Origin of the sequence: Bacillus sp. 0102A (assembly GCF_036765155.1) — a bacterium.
In the GTDB taxonomy this organism is placed as follows: domain Bacteria; phylum Bacillota; class Bacilli; order Bacillales; family Bacillaceae; genus Bacillus; species Bacillus subtilis_G.
The window spans coordinates 764,869-783,440 of record NZ_JBAIZW010000001.1 but is presented as its reverse complement, the minus strand read 5'-3'; the positions used below and the strand labels follow the sequence as shown (position 1 = coordinate 783,440).

The window sequence follows — 18,572 nt, the reverse complement described above, 5'->3', positions numbered from 1 at the left end:
TGGAAAAGGTTTTTTTATTTCATAAAATATGCCAATTAACATTCTCTAATATAACGTTACATTGTATAAGAGGGAGCGAGTTCCGTATCATATATACAAGGTCTATCGGGAGGCCTTGTGCAGGAGGAAGCAAATCATGAGTAAAAATCGTCGTTTATTTACATCAGAATCTGTTACGGAGGGACATCCGGATAAAATCTGCGACCAGATTTCTGACAGCATTTTAGATGAAATTTTAAAGAAAGACCCTAACGCGCGTGTGGCTTGTGAAACGTCAGTGACAACCGGTTTGGTTCTTGTCAGCGGAGAGATCACAACATCTACGTATGTTGACATTCCGAAAACGGTTCGTCAAACCATTAAAGAAATCGGATACACACGTGCGAAATACGGATTTGATGCGGAAACTTGTGCGGTTTTAACATCAATTGACGAGCAGTCTGCTGATATCGCGATGGGTGTAGACCAAGCGCTTGAAGCCCGTGAAGGCACAATGAGCGATGAAGAAATTGAAGCGATCGGTGCGGGTGACCAAGGTTTGATGTTCGGTTATGCGTGCAACGAAACGAAAGAGCTTATGCCTCTTCCGATTTCACTTGCTCATAAATTGGCCCGCCGCCTGAGTGAAGTCCGTAAAGAAGATATTCTTCCGTACCTTCGCCCTGACGGCAAAACACAAGTAACGGTTGAATACGATGAAAATAACAAACCTGTCCGTATTGACGCGATTGTTATTTCAACTCAGCACCACCCTGAAATTACGCTTGAGCAAATCCAGCGCAACATTAAAGAACATGTTATCAATCCGGTTGTTCCTGAAGAGCTGATTGATGAAGAAACAAAATATTTCATCAACCCTACAGGACGTTTCGTTATCGGAGGCCCTCAAGGGGATGCGGGACTTACAGGACGCAAAATCATTGTTGATACGTACGGCGGCTATGCACGCCACGGCGGAGGCGCGTTCTCAGGCAAGGATGCGACGAAGGTAGACCGTTCTGCTGCTTATGCAGCGAGATACGTTGCGAAAAACATCGTTGCGGCTGAGCTTGCTGATTCTTGCGAAGTGCAGCTTGCTTACGCGATCGGTGTTGCACAGCCTGTGTCAATCTCAATCAACACATTCGGTTCCGGAAAAGCTTCTGAGGAAAAACTGATTGAAGTTGTTCGCAATAACTTTGATTTACGACCTGCCGGCATTATCAAAATGCTTGATTTACGCCGTCCGATCTACAAACAAACTGCTGCGTACGGCCACTTTGGACGTCACGATGTTGATCTTCCGTGGGAGCGTACAGACAAAGCGGAGCAGCTGCGCAAAGAAGCGTTAGGAGAATAATTTTATAGCCGCTTACTGGTTAAGCGGCTTTCCTTTTTTTATCGTTGTATTCATGTTTATTTTTTTACATAACTGTGAAACCAAATACTATTCACAGCGTCTATAAATAGGGGTTCAATGATGACAATTTTAATTATGGAGGCAATACTATGTGTGGATTTGTCGGGGTTTTTAACAAGCATCCGTTAGCTCAAACCGCTGATCAAGAAGAACTAATCAAACAAATGAACCAAATGATCGTTCACCGCGGTCCTGACAGTGATGGATATTTCCATGATGAGCACGTTGGATTCGGATTCAGACGGCTCAGCATTATTGATGTAGAAAATGGCGGACAGCCTTTATCATATGAAGATGAAACCTATTGGATTATCTTTAACGGAGAAATCTATAACTATATTGAACTGAGAGAAGAACTTGAAGCAAAGGGGTATACATTCAACACGGATTCGGACACAGAGGTTCTTCTTGCGACTTATCGTCACTACAAAGAAGAAGCCGCGTCCAAACTGCGCGGTATGTTTGCCTTTCTGATTTGGAATAAAAACGATCATGTGCTGTATGGAGCAAGAGATCCGTTCGGCATTAAACCATTGTATTACACAACGATCAATGATCAGGTTTATTTTGCCTCAGAGAGAAAAAGTTTAATGGTTGCTCAAAATGATATTGAAATAGATAAAGAGGCATTGCAGCAGTACATGTCATTCCAATTCGTTCCTGAACCAAACACGCTCGATGCCAATGTGAAAAAAATAGAGCCGGGTTCACAGTTTACAATCCGCCCAGATGGCGATATCACATTCAAAACGTATTTCAAAGCGAACTTCAAACCAGTTCAGACTGAAGAAGATAAGCTTGTGAAAGAAGTTAGAGACGCGATCTATGACTCTGTAAATGTTCATATGAGAAGTGACGTTCCTGTCGGTTCATTCCTGTCTGGCGGAATTGATTCTTCCTTTATTGTATCTGTAGCGAAGGAATTGCATCCGAGCTTAAAAACATTCTCTGTCGGATTTGAGCAGCAGGGCTTCAGTGAAGTTGATGTAGCGAAAGAAACTGCCGCGGCGTTAGGCATTGAGAATATCAGCAAAGTCATTTCGCCTGAGGAATACATGAACGAGCTTCCAAAGATCGTATGGCATTTTGATGATCCGCTTGCTGATCCGGCAGCGATTCCATTGTACTTTGTTGCAAAAGAAGCGAAAAAACATGTAACGGTTGCTTTATCAGGTGAAGGTGCGGACGAGCTCTTCGGCGGATATAACATTTACCGTGAGCCGCTATCCCTTAAACCGTTTGAACGCATTCCGTCCGGCCTGAAAAAGATGCTTCTGCACGTTGCGGCTGTTATGCCTGAGGGCATGAGAGGAAAGAGCCTGCTTGAACGCGGCTGCACGCCGCTTCAAGATCGTTACATCGGTAACGCGAAGATCTTCGAAGAGTCTGTCAAAAAACAGCTGCTGAAGCATTATAATCCGAACCTTTCATATCGTGACGTGACGAAGACTTACTTTACAGAGAGCAGCTCATACAGCGATATTAATAAAATGCAGTATGTCGATATCCATACTTGGATGCGCGGGGACATTTTGTTAAAAGCGGATAAAATGACGATGGCGAATTCTTTAGAACTCCGTGTGCCATTCTTGGATAAAGTTGTATTTGATGTTGCTTCGAAAATTCCTGATGAGCTGAAAACGAAGAACGGCACGACGAAGTATCTTCTTCGCAAAGCCGCTGAAGGAATTGTGCCTGAACACGTATTAAACCGCAAAAAGCTCGGTTTCCCTGTACCGATCCGTCATTGGCTGAAAAACGAAATGAACGAATGGGTGCGGAATATTATTCAGGAAAGCCAAACGGATGCTTATATCCACAAGGAGTATGTCCTGCAGCTTCTTGAAGACCATTGTGCGGACAAGGCTGATAACAGCCGTAAAATCTGGACTGTACTGATCTTTATGATCTGGCATAGCATCAATATCGAAAAACGCTATATGCCTGAAGAGCTGAACCATCAGCCTAAAGAAGTCATCTTTGTGTAACAGACAAGGCTTTCGATTCGTCGAAAGCCTTGTTATGATACCTTTATTTCTCCATTATCATTGATTACCAATCCGTTTTTTTCTGTTTGTGTTTTATATATCATTGGCATTTTTAGCATTTATCATTATTCTTATGGTTTACAGTTCTGATACAAGAGGATCCGTGATTGTCGGACTGGTTTGGTTTCTCATCTTACTTGCTGTATTATGCAAAAGGTTTCCATAAGAAAAATGCCTATTGCAAACGAACGAAATATCAGTTGACAAAAGAGCTCACAGTGAGCTCTTTTTGTGTGTGCTCATAGAAAATCAAGAACAGGAAAGAATAGGAATGTGTTTTTGAGAGGCTGCCTACAGTTGTGAATCATGTTTTATGATAAGATAAAAGTCATACGTTTGATGCCATATGTGAATGTTTTATGGAAAAATCAAAACCCGAACGGTCATTACGCCCGGGTAACCGATGGTTATTGCTTTCAAACATAATTTGAAAAATGGTAAAGTAAGACGAAGCAGGTCTTATGTTTATTGAAGTGATTTATAGTATTGGCCCTTTGCTACATATTCCGACCGTATTCGCTGCATATCTTGCCGGTCTTCTTCCGTCAAAGGGCGGATGACTTTTGCAGGACGGCCAAAGGCGAGATGGCCAGGCGGAATGGTTTTTCCCGGCGGCACAAGACTGCCGGCACCAATAAAGGCGCTTTCGCCAATTTCGGCTCCGTCCAAGATGATTGAGCCCATGCCGATTAAGGCGTTCTTGCGGATGACAGCGCTATGAAGTGTAACCTGATGGCCTATCGTGGCGTCATCTTCAATGAGAAGCGTCCGGTTCGGGCTTTGATGGAGGCAGCTTAAATCTTGAATATTGACTCTGTTTCCGATTCTGGTCGGCGCGACATCTCCCCTTATGACAACAGAAAACCAAATGCTGGACTGTTCTCCGATAACAACATCACCGGTAATTGTTGCATTATCAGCTACAAAAGCTGTTGGGTGGATATCTGGCATGTGTTTCTTATAAGGGTAGATCATAATATTCATCCTTCTTTCTCTATTTAAATTTCGTATGAGGTGAAGAGCATGTGGACCTGGAAAGCAGACAGACCTATTGCAGTCATTGTGATGATTCACGGTGCAAGTGAATATCACGGACGATATAAATGGCTGATTGAAATGTGGAGATCTTCGGGTTATCACGTTGTCATGGGCGACTTGCCGGGTCAGGGAACAACGACAAGGGCAAGAGGTCATATTCGCTCATTTCAAGAATACATTGATGAAGTAGATACTTGGATAGATAAAGCACGAACCTTTGAGCTGCCGGTTTTTCTTCTTGGACACAGCATGGGCGGCCTGATCGCGATTGAATGGTTTAAACAGCAAAGAAATCGCCGGATCACGGGAATTATTTTATCATCACCGTGTCTCGGACTGCAAATTAAAGTCAATAAAGCGCTTGATCTTGCATCAAGAGGCCTAAATGTCATCGCTCCGTCGCTTAGGGTTGATTCGGGTTTATCAATTGATATGGCGACGCGTAATGAGGATGTCATCGAGGCCGACCAAAACGACTCGTTATACGTCAGGAAAGTATCTGTTAGGTGGTACAGAGAACTATTGAAAACAATTGAGTCAGCGATGGTGCCGACAGATGCGTTTTTGAGAGTGCCGCTTCTTGTGATGCAGGCAGGTGACGACAAGCTTGTTGACAAAACGATGGTAATCAAGTGGTTTTCAGGTGTTGCTTCCCGAAATAAAGCGTACAGAGAGTGGGAAGGGCTTTATCATGAAATATTTAATGAACCTGAAAGAGAAGATGTCTTTAAAGCAGCAAGAGTGTTTACTGATCAATATATTTGAACTAATTGGGGGTGCATGTGTTGACAGTACCGGAACATCCTTTTGGACTGATGGCAAAAGTATATCGAGATATTTTTCCGCTCGTTCATCAAGAGCTGGACATATGGAAGAAAAAATCAGAATTAATTTATAACAGTGAATTAAAAGCACAGGCAACCGCAAGTATTCGAGACAAAACATTCCACTGTGAAGGCGGCGGCATACTGGCGTTATTGTCAGGCAATCAAAAGCAGAAATGTGTCGAGTTTATCATCGCGTATCAAACGATCAGTGATTATCTGGACAATTTGTGCGACCGCAGCACCTCACTTGACCCGCAGGATTTTCAGATGCTTCACGCCTCAATGCAGGACGCACTGACAGTGGGAGCGGAGCCGCAAAATTATTATCAATTCAGAGAAGAACAGGATGACGGCGGGTATTTGCATGAATTGGTCAAAACGTGTCAGCGTGTTCTTGGTTCAATTGAGCACTACGACATGATTAAACCCTATCTGCTTGAATTGTGCGGTTATTACTGCGATTTGCAGGTGCATAAGCACGTCATTGAGCATGAGCGTGTTCCGAGGCTTGAGAAGTGGTTTACTCAATATGAATCAGAGCTTCCTGAGATGGAATGGTATGAATTTTCGGCTTGTGCAGGCTCTACATTAGGCATTTTCTGTCTTGTTGCGTATTCATTCCAGCCTGATTTCACGGAAAACACCGCTAAAAAAATCCGCAATAGTTATTTTCCTTACATACAAGGTCTTCACATTCTGCTCGATTATTTGATTGATCAGGAGGAGGACTTGCTGGAAGGGGACTTGAATTTCTGCTCGTATTATCAGTCGCATGAAGAAATGATGAAGCGGCTTGAACACTTTATCCAAAAAGCCGACGAACATTTGCAAGGCATTCCGCATGAAAACTTCCATCGTTTAATCAATCGCGGCTTGCTGGGCGTTTATTTGTCAGATGATAAAGTGGCGGGCCAAAAGGAAATGGGCCGGCTCGCGAAGAAGCTGATCAAAGCCAGCGGAAAAACCTCCTTTTTCTTTTATATCAACGGCAGAGCCTACCGAAAATTTCAAAAAATGGCCTGGGTGAAAAACTCAAAGAAAAAAGCTCAAATCATTTGCTGATTTGAGCTTTTTTTTCGATGGCGACAATAAATGGCGGATCATTTTGCTGATTGATATATCCGTATGTTAACACACGGGCTGCCTGCTGATCCAAGCCCCGGCAAAAATCAAGCACATCGTTTTTTTCGGCTTTTCCTTCCGGATGACCATGATAGACGACCAGAACAATCAAGCCCTCATCTTTCATGATGCTGAGAAGCTGTTCAATCGCTTTGATGGTTGAACTGCCGTTCGTCGTAACGGATTTGTCTCCGCCCGGCAGATAGCCAAGATTAAACACAGCGGCCGCCACTTTTCCATGTGTTTCCGGCGGGAGAGATTCAGCGATTTTGTCATGGCTTTTGTGAAATAACGTTGTTCGCTCTTGATATGTCTTACCTAGCCGTTCCTTTGTGTTGGCTACGGCTGACTCTTGAATGTCAAAAGCGTACACATGGCCGTTTTCACCCACGAGCTCCGCTAAGAACTGCGTATCATGTCCATTGCCCATCGTTGCATCTACAACGAAATCTCCTTCTCCCGCTGCCATTTTCAGCAGTTCTTTGCTGAAAGGAAGGATTTTTTTCAAAATCATAGAACGGATTCCTCCTCAAGCCGTTGAAAGAACTTTCCTTGATAGCTGCCGCGATTTTCAAGTTCTTTATTAATGGCGCCAAGCACTTCCCACTTGTTGACGCTCCACATCGGCCCGACCATCAATTCAATCGGCCCATCACCTGTAATGCGGTGGACAATCATTTCCGGCGGAATGATTTCAAGCTGATCGCAGACGAGCTGTACATATTCATCCTGTGAAAGGAATTCCAGTTTGCCCTTTTCATACTGCTTGACCATCGGCGTGCCTTTCAATAGGTGCAACAGATGGATTTTAATGCCCTGGACGTCCAAATCTGCGACAGCCTTTGCGGTTTCCATCATCATGTCCCGGTCTTCCAAAGGCAGTCCGTTGATAATATGCGAGCAGACACGTATGCCGTGTTTTCTTAATTTATTGACGCCCTCAACATAGCAGTTAAAATCATGTGCACGGTTGATCAGAAGAGCAGTCCGTTCATGTACCGTTTGAAGCCCAAGCTCGACCCACAAATACGTGCGTTCATTTAGCTCTGCCAAATAGTCAACGACATCATCAGGAAGACAGTCCGGACGTGTGGCGATCGAAATGCCGACCACATCATCAAGTGCGAGAACAGATTCAAACTTCTCACGAAGCACCTCAACCGGCGCGTGTGTATTGGTGAAGGCTTGGAAATAGGCGATATATTTTCCGTCCTTCCATTTTTCGTGCATGCGGTTTTTGATGTCATGGAATTGCGTAATTAAATCATCGGCCCGGTTCCCGGCAAAATCGCCGGAACCTGCAGCGCTGCAAAAAGTACAGCCGCCGTGTGCAACGGTGCCGTCCCGATTCGGACAGTCAAAGCCGCCGTCAAGCGCCACTTTAAACACCTTATGGCCGAAATGTTCTCTGAGATGATAATTCAATGTATGATAGCGTTTTTCCGTATTTGAATAAGGAAAAGGATTGTTCTGCATCACAATTCATGTGCCTCCTTGCGTACGATTGCATCCTAAAATTGTAGCACGCATTTCACAAGAGAACAAATGAATATCGACCATAAATTACTTTATTGAACGAAGTGAGATGGGGCTACAATATGAATGATGGATTGTTTCCATTACCAAGAGGAGGGGTTACTGTGGCAACAAGACAATCAGTAGATGAACATCTCCAGCAATGTATGCAGGCGTATGATGATGCTGAAGAACAGCTGAAACTCGCTTCAAAACAAGAGCATTATAACGACCAAGAATACAGTGACGCGCAAATGCAGCTTGAAAATGCGGTAAATGCTTTAAATAAGCTGTGGCTGTCGTCAAATGACCAGCAGAGAGAACAGTTGTACAGAATGAGGCTTCAGCTTCAAGCTTTGCAAAATAATATGATCCTGCACCACCCTCTTGATGTGTAAGAAACGGACCCTTTTGACTAAGGGTCCGTTTTTTTGTAAAAAAAGGATTGACTTTAGGCGTAAAAGTAGTTATTGTATTGAGTGTACTAATTGATGTAATACACTATAGACACTCAAAATAGATTAGTCAATTTAGATTGAAATGAAGGAGGCAGTTATGAAACAAAAAAAACGAAACAAACGTAACTTGCCGATGCTGATCGCGGCATCTGTGATCGCTTGTTCTTTTTTTCTTGTTCTTGTGATGATCGGTTTTGAATGGCAAAAAAGTATAATTGATCAGTTTTATTTATAAAAGGTTCAGATCGTATAGAAAGTAGGGAAGTAAATGATTCAAATCGATCCAAGAAGCTCAACACCCATTTACGAACAAATCATTCAGCAAATGAAAGAGCTTTGTTTAAAAGGGATCATGACGCCCGGTGATAAGCTTCCTTCTGTCAGAGAATTGGCGACGATCATTATTGCGAATCCGAACACTGTCAGCAAAGCTTACAAAGAGCTTGAGCGTGAAGGGATTATCGAAACGCTGCGGGGCAGAGGGACCTATATTTCGGAGCAAGCGAAAACAACTTTGGTTGAAGGGAAGATGACGATGATTAAAGAGCAACTGAAACAGCTCATCATCGATGCCCATTATGCAGGGGTTGAGCTGGAAAAACTGCAGGAATGGCTGAAGGAAATCAGCATGGATGTGAAAGGAGGGCAAGAGGATGATTGAATTACGGCAGCTGTCAAAAACGATTGACGGCAATCAAGTATTAAAAGATGTTTCATTAACGATTGAAAAAGGAGAAATCTTCGGGCTTCTCGGCCGCAATGGGTCAGGCAAAACGACGATGCTCCGTTTAATCCAGCAAATCATTTTCGCAGACAGCGGGACGATTTTGTTTGACGGCGTAGAAATCAAAAAGCATCCGAAGGTCAAACAAAATATGATCTACATGCCCGTTCAAAACCCTTTTTACGACAAGTATACATATAAGCAGCTTGTCGACATCCTGAGAAGAATTTATCCGAACTTTGACGTCACGTACGCGAATGAGTTGATGAATAGATACGAAATTCCAGAAACGAAAAAGTACCGTGAGCTGTCGACGGGCCTGAAAAAACAGCTGTCGCTCGTTCTGTCGTTTGCGGCGAGACCGGCGCTGATTCTTCTTGATGAGCCTACGGATGGAATAGACGCGGTGACAAGGCACGATGTGCTGCAGCTGATGGTCGATGAAGTGGCAGAGCGTGATACGAGCATTCTGATCACCTCTCACCGGCTTGAGGACATAGAACGGATGTGCAACCGAATCGGTTTTCTCGAAGATAACAGGCTGACGAATGTGATGGATCTTGATGAGCTAAAAGAAGAATACATCAAAATTCAAATGGCGTTTGATACAGATGTCAACTTGGAGATCAGAGAACAAAATATTCCGATGCTCGATCAGGCCGGCGTGTTCTATACGGTATTGATTCCCAAAAGTGACGAGGAGAAAATGAGCTTTTTAAGAGAACTGAAGCCAAAAGTGTGGAACGAGCTTCCTGTCAACTTGGAAGAAGTGTTCATTGCGAAGTTTGGAGGGAAGCGGAGATGGTAGACCGAGGTCTCCTCTATCGAGAGTGGAAGCAGAATCAAGTGGTGATTTTGCTAAGTATTGTGTTTTTAATGCTGGCAAATCCGCTCTCTATTGTGAATACGTATTTGTCTTACCAAGGGTGTCTTGCGCATCAAGACCCGCAATATTGTGATTTTATTGTCAATTATAGAGTAAGCAATCTGATAGATATCAACTGGATGCCAGGTGTCATTTTGGCGGTTTGCTTCTTGGGAATGGAACGTTCGAAAGGCACGATGGATTTTATATTAAGCCTCCCATATAACAGAAGCCAAATTTTCCAGACGAAATTTTGGTTAGGCGGTTTAGTGATTATGCTGTCGCAATTGCTTGGCTTTTTACTTGCTTGGCTGCTAATTCTTGTCTATAACCCTGAACACGTCTACTTTTTTGAGCACAGCAGTGTTGGAGTAATCGTCATTAGTTTTATGGCTTACTGTTTGTTGATGGCCGCTGGGGCATTAACGGGGAATGTTTTTGCCCAGTTATTAACGGCATTTGCTGCTGCGGCATTACCATATTTAATTGTTGCATTGCCGGTTGGAAACTTTGAAGTTGTTTTTGGCGTGAGTATATGGGAAATGTCCCCTTCCCCTGAGGCGTATTTCTCACTGGCAAGCAATTTATCATATCTTGTACCTATTGGTTACGTTGCAAATGGATGGTTGTCTGACAGTAATTATATTTTATTGATTCCAGCTGCCATGAGCATTCTGTTTTACTTGATTGGCTATATAAGCTTCAAAAAGCATCCAAGTGAGCGAAACGGACACTTTTTCCTTTGGAACAGATTAGACCGTCCTGTACAAATTCTGGTTATGTCTTTCGGTATTCTTGGTTTTGGTTTATTTGGATATTCAGCCGGACATTCCATCATGGGTTACATTTTTGGAATGATTATTGGAGCCGTAGTTGGATTTTTAGTGAGCTACTTCTCTATTTATAAGAAAATGAAAACTTAAGAAATACTTTCGGTTTGGAGTGAAGTGATGTGCCGGATTCCGGGCTATTTTATAAAGAGTGGAAGCAAAATAAAGCGCTGCTCATCATGATTTTTTTGGTATTTCTGCTTAGCAATCCTTTTACCGTATTAAATACGTACATCTCATATCAAGGCTGCGTGGCTAATCAGAACGATTGGAGCGGATCCTGTGTATTTACGATTAACTATTTAAACGGCACATTTATCTCATTTTTTTGGATTTGGGGAGTCGTTTTAGCGGTCAGCCAGCTTGGGATTGAACGAAGCAAGGGCTTGTTTGATTTTACATTAAGCCTTCCATATACACGAGGGCAGATATTTAATGCGAAGTTCCTTACAGGCGGAATGGTGATTGTGATGCCGCAACTTATAGGATATGTTTTATCCGTTTTGCTGCTCGTGCTTTTGAAGCCTGATCAGGCCATTTATTTTCACAACTACAGCTTGGGAATGATCATTGTCAGCATGTTGGCTTATTCTTTGGTTATGGCTGGCGGAGCACTGACAGGCCATATTTTTGCACAGCTTTTGGTTTCATTTACTGTGACTATTTCGCCGTTTTTACTCATCAGCCTGCCTATGATCAACCTTGAGATCCTTTTTGGCGGATCAATAGAGTTCATTCATGGTCCAGTACCAGAATGGGTGCGGTATTTAATTCTAATAACCTATGTAGACTCGAAATGGGTGGAGAATACACCTCATTATTTGGTGATTCCGGCTATCATGACTATCATCTTCTACATCATCGGCTATATTAGCTTTGTAAAACTGTCTAATGAAAGAAACGGGTATTTCTTCTTATGGAAGCCGCTTGACCGTCCAGTGCAGATAATCGTTATTATCATAGGAATTACGGGTTTCGGCTATTTTGGATTTTCTGCAAGCGAGAGCTTTACCGGTTATGTCATCGGCATGGCTGCGGGCGCCGTAATTGGTTTCTTCATCAGTTATTTTGCGATTTATAAAAAAACAAAACATGTGTAAGGGAGAGAGAAAATATGATTGATGTTCAGCATATTGACCATTCTTTCACGATCGGTAAAAAGGGCCGTGAGAATGAAGTACCAGTATTGAAGGGTGTTTCCTTAAATGTAGCGAAAGGTGAAATCGCCTGTATTGTCGGGAGAAGCGGCTCAGGAAAATCAACGCTTTTGAATTTAATTTCCGGCTACATATCTCCGACAAAAGGGCGGATTGTCATTAATGGCACTGATGTGACGGGCTTTAATGAAAAGGAATGGGCTCAGTTCCGCCTTGAGCACTTTGGCTTTATTTTTCAAAGCTTTCAGCTTATCCCGGGATTAACGACTTACGAAAATGTTGAAATGCCGCTGGCGTTAAAAGGGATTAAACCGGCAGAGCGCAAGCAAAAGGTGCAGGACATGCTGAAACGCGTCGGTTTGGAAAACCACGCTGCTCATTATCCAAATGAACTGTCAGGCGGCCAGCAGCAGCGTGTCAGTATTGCGCGGGCATTGATTTTAAACCCATCCATTATTTTAGCGGATGAGCCGACGGGAAGCCTCGATTCAGAAACGGAACAGGAAGTGTTGGGTTTGATTCAGCAGTTGAATCGCGAGCGAGGCATTACATTTGTGATCATTACCCACGATGATGAAGTCGCTTCTATTGGACATTCAAAATTTCAGCTTCATGACGGTGTGTTAAAAGGGGGAATTACGGTTGAGGTTTAAGGATCAGGTTCATTTTATCAGGAGAAATATGAAGAAAAACAGGCTCCGCGTCTTTATGACAGTGCTGGCCACGACAATGGCGTGTGCGTTTTTGGTAGTGCTGTCGTCGGTTGGATTCGGCATTCAAAAGACAATTACAGATATCACGATGAGCCAGCAGGTTGTGACGAAAGTCAGTGTAATGGGTTCAGATGGTGATAAGCCCATTAAAAAAGCTGATTTAGAGAAATATGATCATGTAAGGTCAGTTGTAGAAAGAACGCAAGTGTATGAGCCTAACAAAGCAACTTTAGGCAATCGCACAAATGAAAGCTCAAATCTCATCTTTACCAATATGAATGATGAACTAAAGGCCAATATGGAGTTGGAAAAAGGAAGAGTCGCAAAGTCGGAAAATGAAATCGTAGTAGGATACGACTTTGCAAAGAAATTATTGACGAAAAAAGAATCGGAAGCGTATAACAAAAAAATCGAGGAAGCAAAAGGAAACCCGGAAGATATAAAGGAACCAGAAGGCTATACGAAAGATATTCTGAACAAAACGATTGAATTAAGTGTATCAAAAACTGATCCTAAAACAGGAGATGTTGAAAAAACAAAAACATATGACTTTAAAATTGTCGGTATTACAAAAAAGCCATCTCAAGATTGGATGGAGGACTCAAATATTTTCATCAGTGATCAATTCAAGAAGGATTTTTCGGAATTCTTAGATTTCAAAGGCGGAAATGTTGAAAAAAACACTGGCGTTTTTGCTGATAAATTTGAGAATGTGGAACAGCTGACAAAGGATCTGACAGATGACGGATATTATGTCATGTCAGTGACTACCGAGCTCGAGGGTGTCAACACCTTCTTCATGGTCTTTAAAATCGGCCTGATCTTTGTCGGATGTATCGCGGTTATTATCTCAGCAATCGGCATTTTTAACACGATGACGATGGCGGTGACAGAAAGAACGCAGGAGATCGGGATTATGAAAGCGATTGGGGCAAGTCCGTCCATTATTCGCCGAATGTTCCTGATGGAAAGCGCGTATATCGGGATTTTAGGCTGTGTGATAGGGATTATCATTTCTTATGGCGTAAGCTTCCTTGTCAACCTGGCTGTTCCAATGATTCTCGCGGCGACAAGCGGAAGCGATGCGGGCGATTTGAATTACACATTCTCCTACATCCCGGCCAGCCTTGTGATCATCGCTGTTGTGATTTGCGGAGGGGTAGCGGTGATTTCCGGTATGAACCCGGCGAGAAAAGCGACCAAAACCAACGTGCTGACAGCGTTAAGAAGAGAATTATAATGCGTACGAGCCGGCTGAGACAGCCGGCTTTCTCTATAGCGCCTGAAGGCGATTTGCTATACACTTGATAAAAAAGGAAAAAGCGCGGTGAGTCGATTGTTTAAACTTTTGCTGATTGAAGATGATGAATCGCTGTTTCATGAAATCAAGGATCGTTTAACGGGATGGTCCTATGATGTATACGGCATTCAGGATTTCAGTCAAGTGCTGCAGGAATTTGCAGCGGTTAAGCCTGATTGTGTCATTATTGATGTTCAGCTGCCTAAATTTGACGGGTTTCATTGGTGCCGGCTGATCCGCTCCCGGTCAAATGTTCCGATTCTCTTTTTATCGTCACGGGATCATCCTGCTGATATGGTGATGTCCATGCAGCTCGGGGCAGATGACTTTATTCAAAAGCCGTTTCATTTTGATGTGCTGATTGCGAAAATCCAAGCGATCTTCCGGCGTGTGTATCATTATAATACAGAGCCGAGCACGCTCAAAACGTGGTGCGGGGCTGCCATAGACGCGGAGCAGAACCTCGTCAGCAATGAGAAAGGCTCTGTTGAACTGACGAAAAATGAAATGTTCATTCTCAAACAATTAATAGAACAAAAAAACAAGATTGTCAGCCGTGAAGAGCTGATCAGAAGCTTGTGGAACGATGAGCGGTTTGTAAGTGATAATACGCTGACCGTCAATGTCAATCGCCTGCGAAAAAACTGGACGCCCTGCAGCTTGGCACATATATCGAGACGAAAGTCGGCCAAGGCTACATGGCGAAGGAAGAGGATCATTTCTATGATTAAAGCATTCCTTACTGAAAGGCGAAGCTGGATTGCCGTGTTTTTGTTTCAGCAGGTTTTGATGCTCTTCATTGCTTTTGTTGATTCCTCGATTTCATTTAACAATGTTCTTTATATGGTGTATTTGTGTGTCTTGTTTTTTATCATTTTCATTTGGGTCCGCTATCTGAAAGAAACGGCGTTTTATAAAAGCTTGAAAACTTGGGAGAACAATCTTGATGTGACAGCCATAAATGAACCGGAAACGCCGTTTGAATCGATGGTTGATAGAAGCATTACCGGACAAACGGAGCATTTGAAACAAACCGCAGCCCGGCATCGCTTGGCATTAGAAAATGAAAAAGATGAGCTGATGGCATGGATCCATGAGGTCAAAACCCCATTAACAGCGATGCATTTAATCATTGACAGAATGGAAGACCAAGCTTTGAAAGCCCAGCTATCGTATGAATGGATGCGAATTCACCTGCTTCTAGATCAACAGCTTCATCAAAAGCGCATGTCATTTATTGAAAACGATCTGTCTGTAGAATGCATTCAGCTTCAGCCTCTGATTTTCAAGGAGATCAAAGATTTACAATCATGGTGTATCCAAAAAGGGATTGGCTTTGATATTCAGCTAGAGGCTGAGGAAGTGCTGAGCGATGCAAAGTGGCTGGCGTTTATCATCAGGCAGCTGCTGACAAACGCAGTAAAATACAGCGACGGCTCTGAGATTGTGATCAAAAGCTTTCATAAAGGGGAACGGACGCAGCTTGAAGTGAAAGACTGTGGCAGGGGCATTGATCAAAAAGATGTGCCGCGTATTTTTGATAAAGGATTTACATCCACAACGGATCATCATGATCAAGCGTCCACTGGCATGGGGCTGTACTTGGCGAAAAAAGCCGCGGCTCCGTTAATGATCCATATTGATGTACGTTCGGAGTCCGGTGCGGGAACCGTTTTTACATTAACTTTCCCCAAACGGAATCAATTTGAACGAGTCATAGGCGTGTGACGAAAATGTCACATGCTTTTCTTTTTTGTTCGCCGTATCGAAGGAAAAGCCCGGCATTCCTTTTTATAATGAGAGTATCCAATATAAAGGAGATTATAGGAATGATGATCTTACAAGCGAATAAAATTCGAAAAAGCTATGGAAACAAGCTGAATAAACAAGAAGTGCTCAAAGGCATTGATATTCATATTCAAAAAGGTGAATTTGTCAGTATTATGGGGGCGTCAGGTTCTGGGAAAACAACTTTGCTCAATGTTCTGTCCTCCATTGATCAGGTCAGTGACGGAACCATTAACATTGACGGAAATGACATGACATCAATGAAGGAAAAGCAGCTGGCTGAATTCAGAAAACAGCATTTAGGCTTTATCTTTCAAGATTACAATCTGCTGGACACGCTGACAGTAAAAGAAAATATCCTTTTGCCGTTATCGATTACAAAAATGCCCAAAAGCGAAGCGATTCGCAAGTTCGAAGAGGTGGCGAAAGAGCTGGGCATTGATGAACTCCGTGATAAGTACCCAAATGAAATTTCCGGCGGCCAGAAGCAGCGCACATCTGCCGCGAGAGCATTTATTCATGAACCGAGCATTATTTTCGCAGATGAGCCGACGGGCGCGCTTGATTCAAAATCAGCCTCTGATCTATTAAACAAGCTGAGCCAGCTCAATCAAAAACGCAATGCCACTATTATCATGGTCACCCATGACCCTGTCGCTGCCAGCTACTGCGGAAGAGTGATTTTTATTAAGGACGGGCAAATGTATACACAGCTGAATAAAGGAGGCCAAGACAGACAAACGTTTTTCCAGGACATTATGAAAACGCAAGGCGTGTTAGGCGGGGTGCAGCATGAACATTAATCAGCTCATCCTAAGAAATCTGAAAAAGAATCTTCGGAATTACTATTTGTATGTGTTTGCGCTGATTTTTAGCGTGGCGCTTTATTTCGCCTTTGTCACACTCCAATATGATCCTGCAATTAATGAAGTGAAGTCTTCAATCAAGGGAGCCGCTGCCATTAAAACCGCTTCGATTTTGCTTGTGGTCGTGGTGTCGATCTTCATATTATATGCCAATACGATTTTTATTAAAAGACGGAGTAAAGAAATCGGGCTTTTTCAATTAATCGGAATGACGAAGCATAAAATCTTTCGCATTTTAAGTGCGGAAAATATTATGCTGTATTTCAGTTCCTTAGCGATCGGGGTAGCTGCGGGGTTTTCGATATCGAAGCTTGTCCTGATGATTCTGTTCAAAATTGTCGACGTCAAAGCTGAGGCGAAACTGCATTTTTCCGGTCAGGCCTTGATCCAAACGATCATTGTATTCTGCGGCATTTACCTTTTAATCATGGTGATGAATTATACGTTTATCAAAAAACAAAGTATTTTATCTTTGTTTAAAGTGACGTCATCTACTGAAGACCAAGTGAAGAGAATATCATTTTTCCAGATGCTGATCGGCGCTTTAGGCATCGTGCTGATTTTGACAGGATACTATGTGTCTTCTGAGCTGTTTGGCGGTAAATTTAAGACCATGAATGAACTGTTCGGCGCGATGAGCTTTATTCTGGGGGCTGTCATTGTCGGAACGTTTCTCTTTTATAAAGGTTCGGTTACGTTTATCTCGAACATCATTCGAAAAAGCAAGGGCGGCTACTTAAATATCTCCGAAGTCCTGTCACTGTCATCAATCATGTTCAGAATGAAATCGAACGCGTTGTTATTGACGATTATTACAACCGTTTCAGCGCTCGCCATTGGGCTGTTATCGCTCGCTTATATTTCGTATTACTCGGCAGAAAAGACTGCTGAACAAAATGTAGCGGCTGATTTTTCATTCATGAATGAGAAAGATGCCAAAGAATTTGAAAGCAGTTTGAATGAACGCAACATTTCATATGTAAAAAAAGAAACCCCTTTCCTGCAAGTGAATGTTGACATTGCAAATATTATGGATGGAGACCCGAAGGAAATGCAGGGTGATCCCCATAACATGCAGCTTGCGGTTGTGAGTGACAAAGAGGTGGAACAGGTCGATGTGCCAGAAGGGGAAGCCGTTTTATCCGGATATAACGATTTACTGCAAAAAATCATGGGCTTAAAAGATTCAGGCAGCATAAAAGTGAAAAGCAAGCATAAGACGACATCTCTACAATACAAAGGGTTAAGAAAAGAATTTCTTCTCTCCTTTCCGTTTACGAGCGGGGGATTGCCCGCTGTCATAGTGGATGACAGCCTGTTTCAATATCTGAACAAAAACAAAGATCCCCGCATTCAACTGGCGCAATCTGAATGTATCACCGTCAATGTGAAGCATGAAGACCAGCTGGATAAAGCAAATGAGCTATTTCAAAAGGTGAACAAGAAAGACCAGCATTTATCAAGGCTGGATGCAAGCATCGCACAAAAATCACTATTTGGTATCGTGATGTTCATCGTTGGCTTCTTAGGATTAACGTTTCTGATTACATCTGGCTGTATCCTTTATTTTAAACAAATGGGTGAGAGTGAAGATGAAAAACCGAATTATACGATTTTGAGAAAACTCGGGTTTACACAAGGCGATTTGATGAAGGGAATACGCATCAAACAAATGTATAACTTCGGCATTCCGCTTGTTGTCGGCCTCTTCCACAGCTACTTTGCCGTCCAATCCGGCTGGTTCTTATTCGGATCAGAGGTGTGGGCGCCGATGATTCTGGTGATGGTGTTATACACCGCGCTCTACTCCATTTTTGGTTTTCTGTCCGTTCTTTATTATAAGAAGGTTATTAAATCGTCGTTGTGAAACAGCAAAAGCTCCAGAGGTTCTGGAGCTTTCAGCGTGTCGACAAACCCTTGCA

Annotated in this window: 18 protein-coding genes and 2 pseudogenes; 17 read left to right on the top strand and 3 right to left on the bottom strand. The window is 42.9% G+C overall.

Annotated features, from left to right (window positions below; translation table 11 throughout):
• Nucleotides 1-136 precede the first annotated feature (136 nt).
• The 3 genes and pseudogenes from metK to V6D41_RS21505 form a co-directional block, all read left to right on the top strand.
• On the top strand, nucleotides 137-1,339 hold the full coding sequence (metK, locus tag V6D41_RS04260; protein ID WP_003229102.1) for a methionine adenosyltransferase: 1,203 nt from the start codon (nucleotides 137-139) through the stop codon (nucleotides 1,337-1,339).
• 149 nt (nucleotides 1,340-1,488) lie between these two features.
• The gene (gene asnB / locus V6D41_RS04255) at nucleotides 1,489-3,387 is read left to right on the top strand and encodes an asparagine synthase (glutamine-hydrolyzing) (protein WP_087992897.1); all 1,899 of its coding nucleotides are present in this window, start codon (nucleotides 1,489-1,491) and stop codon (nucleotides 3,385-3,387) included.
• Between the two features lie 79 nt (nucleotides 3,388-3,466).
• Nucleotides 3,467-3,651, top strand: a pseudogene (locus V6D41_RS21505) (amino acid permease); the annotation flags it as partial.
• 261 nt (nucleotides 3,652-3,912) lie between these two features.
• Here V6D41_RS21505 and V6D41_RS04250 read toward each other — a convergent pair.
• Nucleotides 3,913-4,422: a gamma carbonic anhydrase gene (locus V6D41_RS04250; RefSeq protein WP_333517385.1), complete on the bottom strand. Its 510-nt coding sequence runs from the start codon at nucleotides 4,420-4,422 to the stop codon at nucleotides 3,913-3,915.
• Nucleotides 4,423-4,470: 48 nt separating this feature from the next.
• On the opposite strand from V6D41_RS04250, the gene ytpA reads away from it, so the two are divergent.
• Nucleotides 4,471-5,250 carry a phospholipase YtpA gene (gene ytpA / locus V6D41_RS04245; protein ID WP_333517384.1) on the top strand — a complete coding sequence of 260 codons (780 nt, stop codon included), beginning with the start codon at nucleotides 4,471-4,473 and terminating at the stop codon, nucleotides 5,248-5,250.
• Nucleotides 5,251-5,270: 20 nt separating this feature from the next.
• Nucleotides 5,271-6,374, top strand: a complete 1,104-nt coding sequence (gene tbcS / locus V6D41_RS04240) for a tetraprenyl-beta-curcumene synthase (RefSeq protein WP_333517383.1) — start codon at nucleotides 5,271-5,273, stop codon at nucleotides 6,372-6,374.
• Here the strand turns inward: tbcS and V6D41_RS04235 are convergent.
• On the bottom strand, nucleotides 6,364-6,948 hold the full coding sequence (locus V6D41_RS04235) for a class I SAM-dependent methyltransferase (protein WP_333517382.1): 585 nt from the start codon (nucleotides 6,946-6,948) through the stop codon (nucleotides 6,364-6,366). The genes tbcS and V6D41_RS04235 overlap by 11 nt on opposite strands.
• Nucleotides 6,945-7,913 (bottom strand): TIGR01212 family radical SAM protein, encoded by a 969-nt coding sequence (locus V6D41_RS04230; protein ID WP_333517381.1) that lies wholly within the window; start codon nucleotides 7,911-7,913, stop codon nucleotides 6,945-6,947. The genes V6D41_RS04235 and V6D41_RS04230 overlap by 4 nt, the downstream gene beginning before the upstream one ends.
• Nucleotides 7,914-8,074: 161 nt before the next feature.
• On the opposite strand from V6D41_RS04230, the gene V6D41_RS04225 reads away from it, so the two are divergent.
• The 12 genes and pseudogenes from V6D41_RS04225 (at nucleotide 8,075) to V6D41_RS04170 (ending at nucleotide 18,517) form a co-directional block, all read left to right on the top strand.
• A complete protein-coding gene (locus V6D41_RS04225) occupies nucleotides 8,075-8,347 on the top strand; it encodes a YtzC family protein (RefSeq protein WP_087992891.1) in 273 nt (90 codons plus the stop codon).
• A 157-nt stretch (nucleotides 8,348-8,504) separates the two neighbouring features.
• Nucleotides 8,505-8,642: a hypothetical protein gene (locus tag V6D41_RS04220; RefSeq protein WP_148962409.1), complete on the top strand. Its 138-nt coding sequence runs from the start codon at nucleotides 8,505-8,507 to the stop codon at nucleotides 8,640-8,642.
• A gap of 33 nt (nucleotides 8,643-8,675) precedes the next feature.
• Nucleotides 8,676-9,068 (top strand): GntR family transcriptional regulator, encoded by a 393-nt coding sequence (locus V6D41_RS04215; RefSeq protein WP_148962408.1) that lies wholly within the window; start codon nucleotides 8,676-8,678, stop codon nucleotides 9,066-9,068.
• Nucleotides 9,061-9,939 (top strand): ABC transporter ATP-binding protein YtrB, encoded by an 879-nt coding sequence (gene ytrB / locus V6D41_RS04210; RefSeq protein ID WP_333517380.1) that lies wholly within the window; start codon nucleotides 9,061-9,063, stop codon nucleotides 9,937-9,939. The genes V6D41_RS04215 and ytrB overlap by 8 nt, the downstream gene beginning before the upstream one ends.
• Complete coding sequence (ytrC, locus tag V6D41_RS04205) at nucleotides 9,933-10,919, top strand: ABC transporter permease YtrC (RefSeq protein WP_333517379.1); 987 nt, start codon at nucleotides 9,933-9,935, stop codon at nucleotides 10,917-10,919. The genes ytrB and ytrC overlap by 7 nt, the downstream gene beginning before the upstream one ends.
• A gap of 29 nt (nucleotides 10,920-10,948) precedes the next feature.
• The gene (gene ytrD, locus V6D41_RS04200; RefSeq protein ID WP_333517378.1) at nucleotides 10,949-11,926 is read left to right on the top strand and encodes an ABC transporter permease YtrD; all 978 of its coding nucleotides are present in this window, start codon (nucleotides 10,949-10,951) and stop codon (nucleotides 11,924-11,926) included.
• 14 nt (nucleotides 11,927-11,940) lie between these two features.
• Nucleotides 11,941-12,636: an ABC transporter ATP-binding protein YtrE gene (gene ytrE, locus V6D41_RS04195; protein ID WP_333517377.1), complete on the top strand. Its 696-nt coding sequence runs from the start codon at nucleotides 11,941-11,943 to the stop codon at nucleotides 12,634-12,636.
• On the top strand, nucleotides 12,626-13,936 hold the full coding sequence (gene ytrF / locus V6D41_RS04190; protein WP_333517376.1) for an ABC transporter permease YtrF: 1,311 nt from the start codon (nucleotides 12,626-12,628) through the stop codon (nucleotides 13,934-13,936). Before ytrE ends, ytrF begins: the two co-directional genes overlap by 11 nt.
• A gap of 96 nt (nucleotides 13,937-14,032) precedes the next feature.
• Nucleotides 14,033-14,727 (top strand): annotated as a pseudogene (gene bceR, locus V6D41_RS04185) (two-component response regulator BceR).
• Nucleotides 14,720-15,724, top strand: a complete 1,005-nt coding sequence (locus tag V6D41_RS04180; RefSeq protein ID WP_333517375.1) for a HAMP domain-containing histidine kinase — start codon at nucleotides 14,720-14,722, stop codon at nucleotides 15,722-15,724. Before bceR ends, V6D41_RS04180 begins: the two are co-directional and overlap by 8 nt.
• Before the next feature lie 101 nt (nucleotides 15,725-15,825).
• Entirely contained in the window at nucleotides 15,826-16,587 is a 762-nt protein-coding gene (gene bceA, locus V6D41_RS04175; protein ID WP_333517374.1) for a bacitracin ABC transporter ATP-binding protein BceA, read from the top strand.
• Nucleotides 16,577-18,517, top strand: a complete 1,941-nt coding sequence (locus V6D41_RS04170) for an ABC transporter permease (protein ID WP_333517373.1) — start codon at nucleotides 16,577-16,579, stop codon at nucleotides 18,515-18,517. Before bceA ends, V6D41_RS04170 begins: the two co-directional genes overlap by 11 nt.
• Nucleotides 18,518-18,572: the final 55 nt, after the last annotated feature.

What these genes read in the sequence shown, in the direction of transcription:
- metK (WP_003229102.1), top strand. Translation starts at nt 137, where the DNA reads ATGAGTAAAAATCGTCGTTTATTTACATCAGAATCTGTTACGGAGGGA.
- asnB (WP_087992897.1), top strand. Translation starts at nt 1,489, where the DNA reads ATGTGTGGATTTGTCGGGGTTTTTAACAAGCATCCGTTAGCTCAAACC.
- V6D41_RS04250 (WP_333517385.1), bottom strand. Translation starts at nt 4,422, where the DNA reads ATGATCTACCCTTATAAGAAACACATGCCAGATATCCACCCAACAGCT.
- ytpA (WP_333517384.1), top strand. Translation starts at nt 4,471, where the DNA reads ATGTGGACCTGGAAAGCAGACAGACCTATTGCAGTCATTGTGATGATT.
- V6D41_RS04235 (WP_333517382.1), bottom strand. Translation starts at nt 6,948, where the DNA reads ATGATTTTGAAAAAAATCCTTCCTTTCAGCAAAGAACTGCTGAAAATG.
- V6D41_RS04220 (WP_148962409.1), top strand. Translation starts at nt 8,505, where the DNA reads ATGAAACAAAAAAAACGAAACAAACGTAACTTGCCGATGCTGATCGCG.
- V6D41_RS04215 (WP_148962408.1), top strand. Translation starts at nt 8,676, where the DNA reads ATGATTCAAATCGATCCAAGAAGCTCAACACCCATTTACGAACAAATC.
- ytrB (WP_333517380.1), top strand. Translation starts at nt 9,061, where the DNA reads ATGATTGAATTACGGCAGCTGTCAAAAACGATTGACGGCAATCAAGTA.
- ytrC (WP_333517379.1), top strand. Translation starts at nt 9,933, where the DNA reads ATGGTAGACCGAGGTCTCCTCTATCGAGAGTGGAAGCAGAATCAAGTG.
- ytrE (WP_333517377.1), top strand. Translation starts at nt 11,941, where the DNA reads ATGATTGATGTTCAGCATATTGACCATTCTTTCACGATCGGTAAAAAG.
- V6D41_RS04180 (WP_333517375.1), top strand. Translation starts at nt 14,720, where the DNA reads ATGATTAAAGCATTCCTTACTGAAAGGCGAAGCTGGATTGCCGTGTTT.
- bceA (WP_333517374.1), top strand. Translation starts at nt 15,826, where the DNA reads ATGATGATCTTACAAGCGAATAAAATTCGAAAAAGCTATGGAAACAAG.
- V6D41_RS04170 (WP_333517373.1), top strand. Translation starts at nt 16,577, where the DNA reads ATGAACATTAATCAGCTCATCCTAAGAAATCTGAAAAAGAATCTTCGG.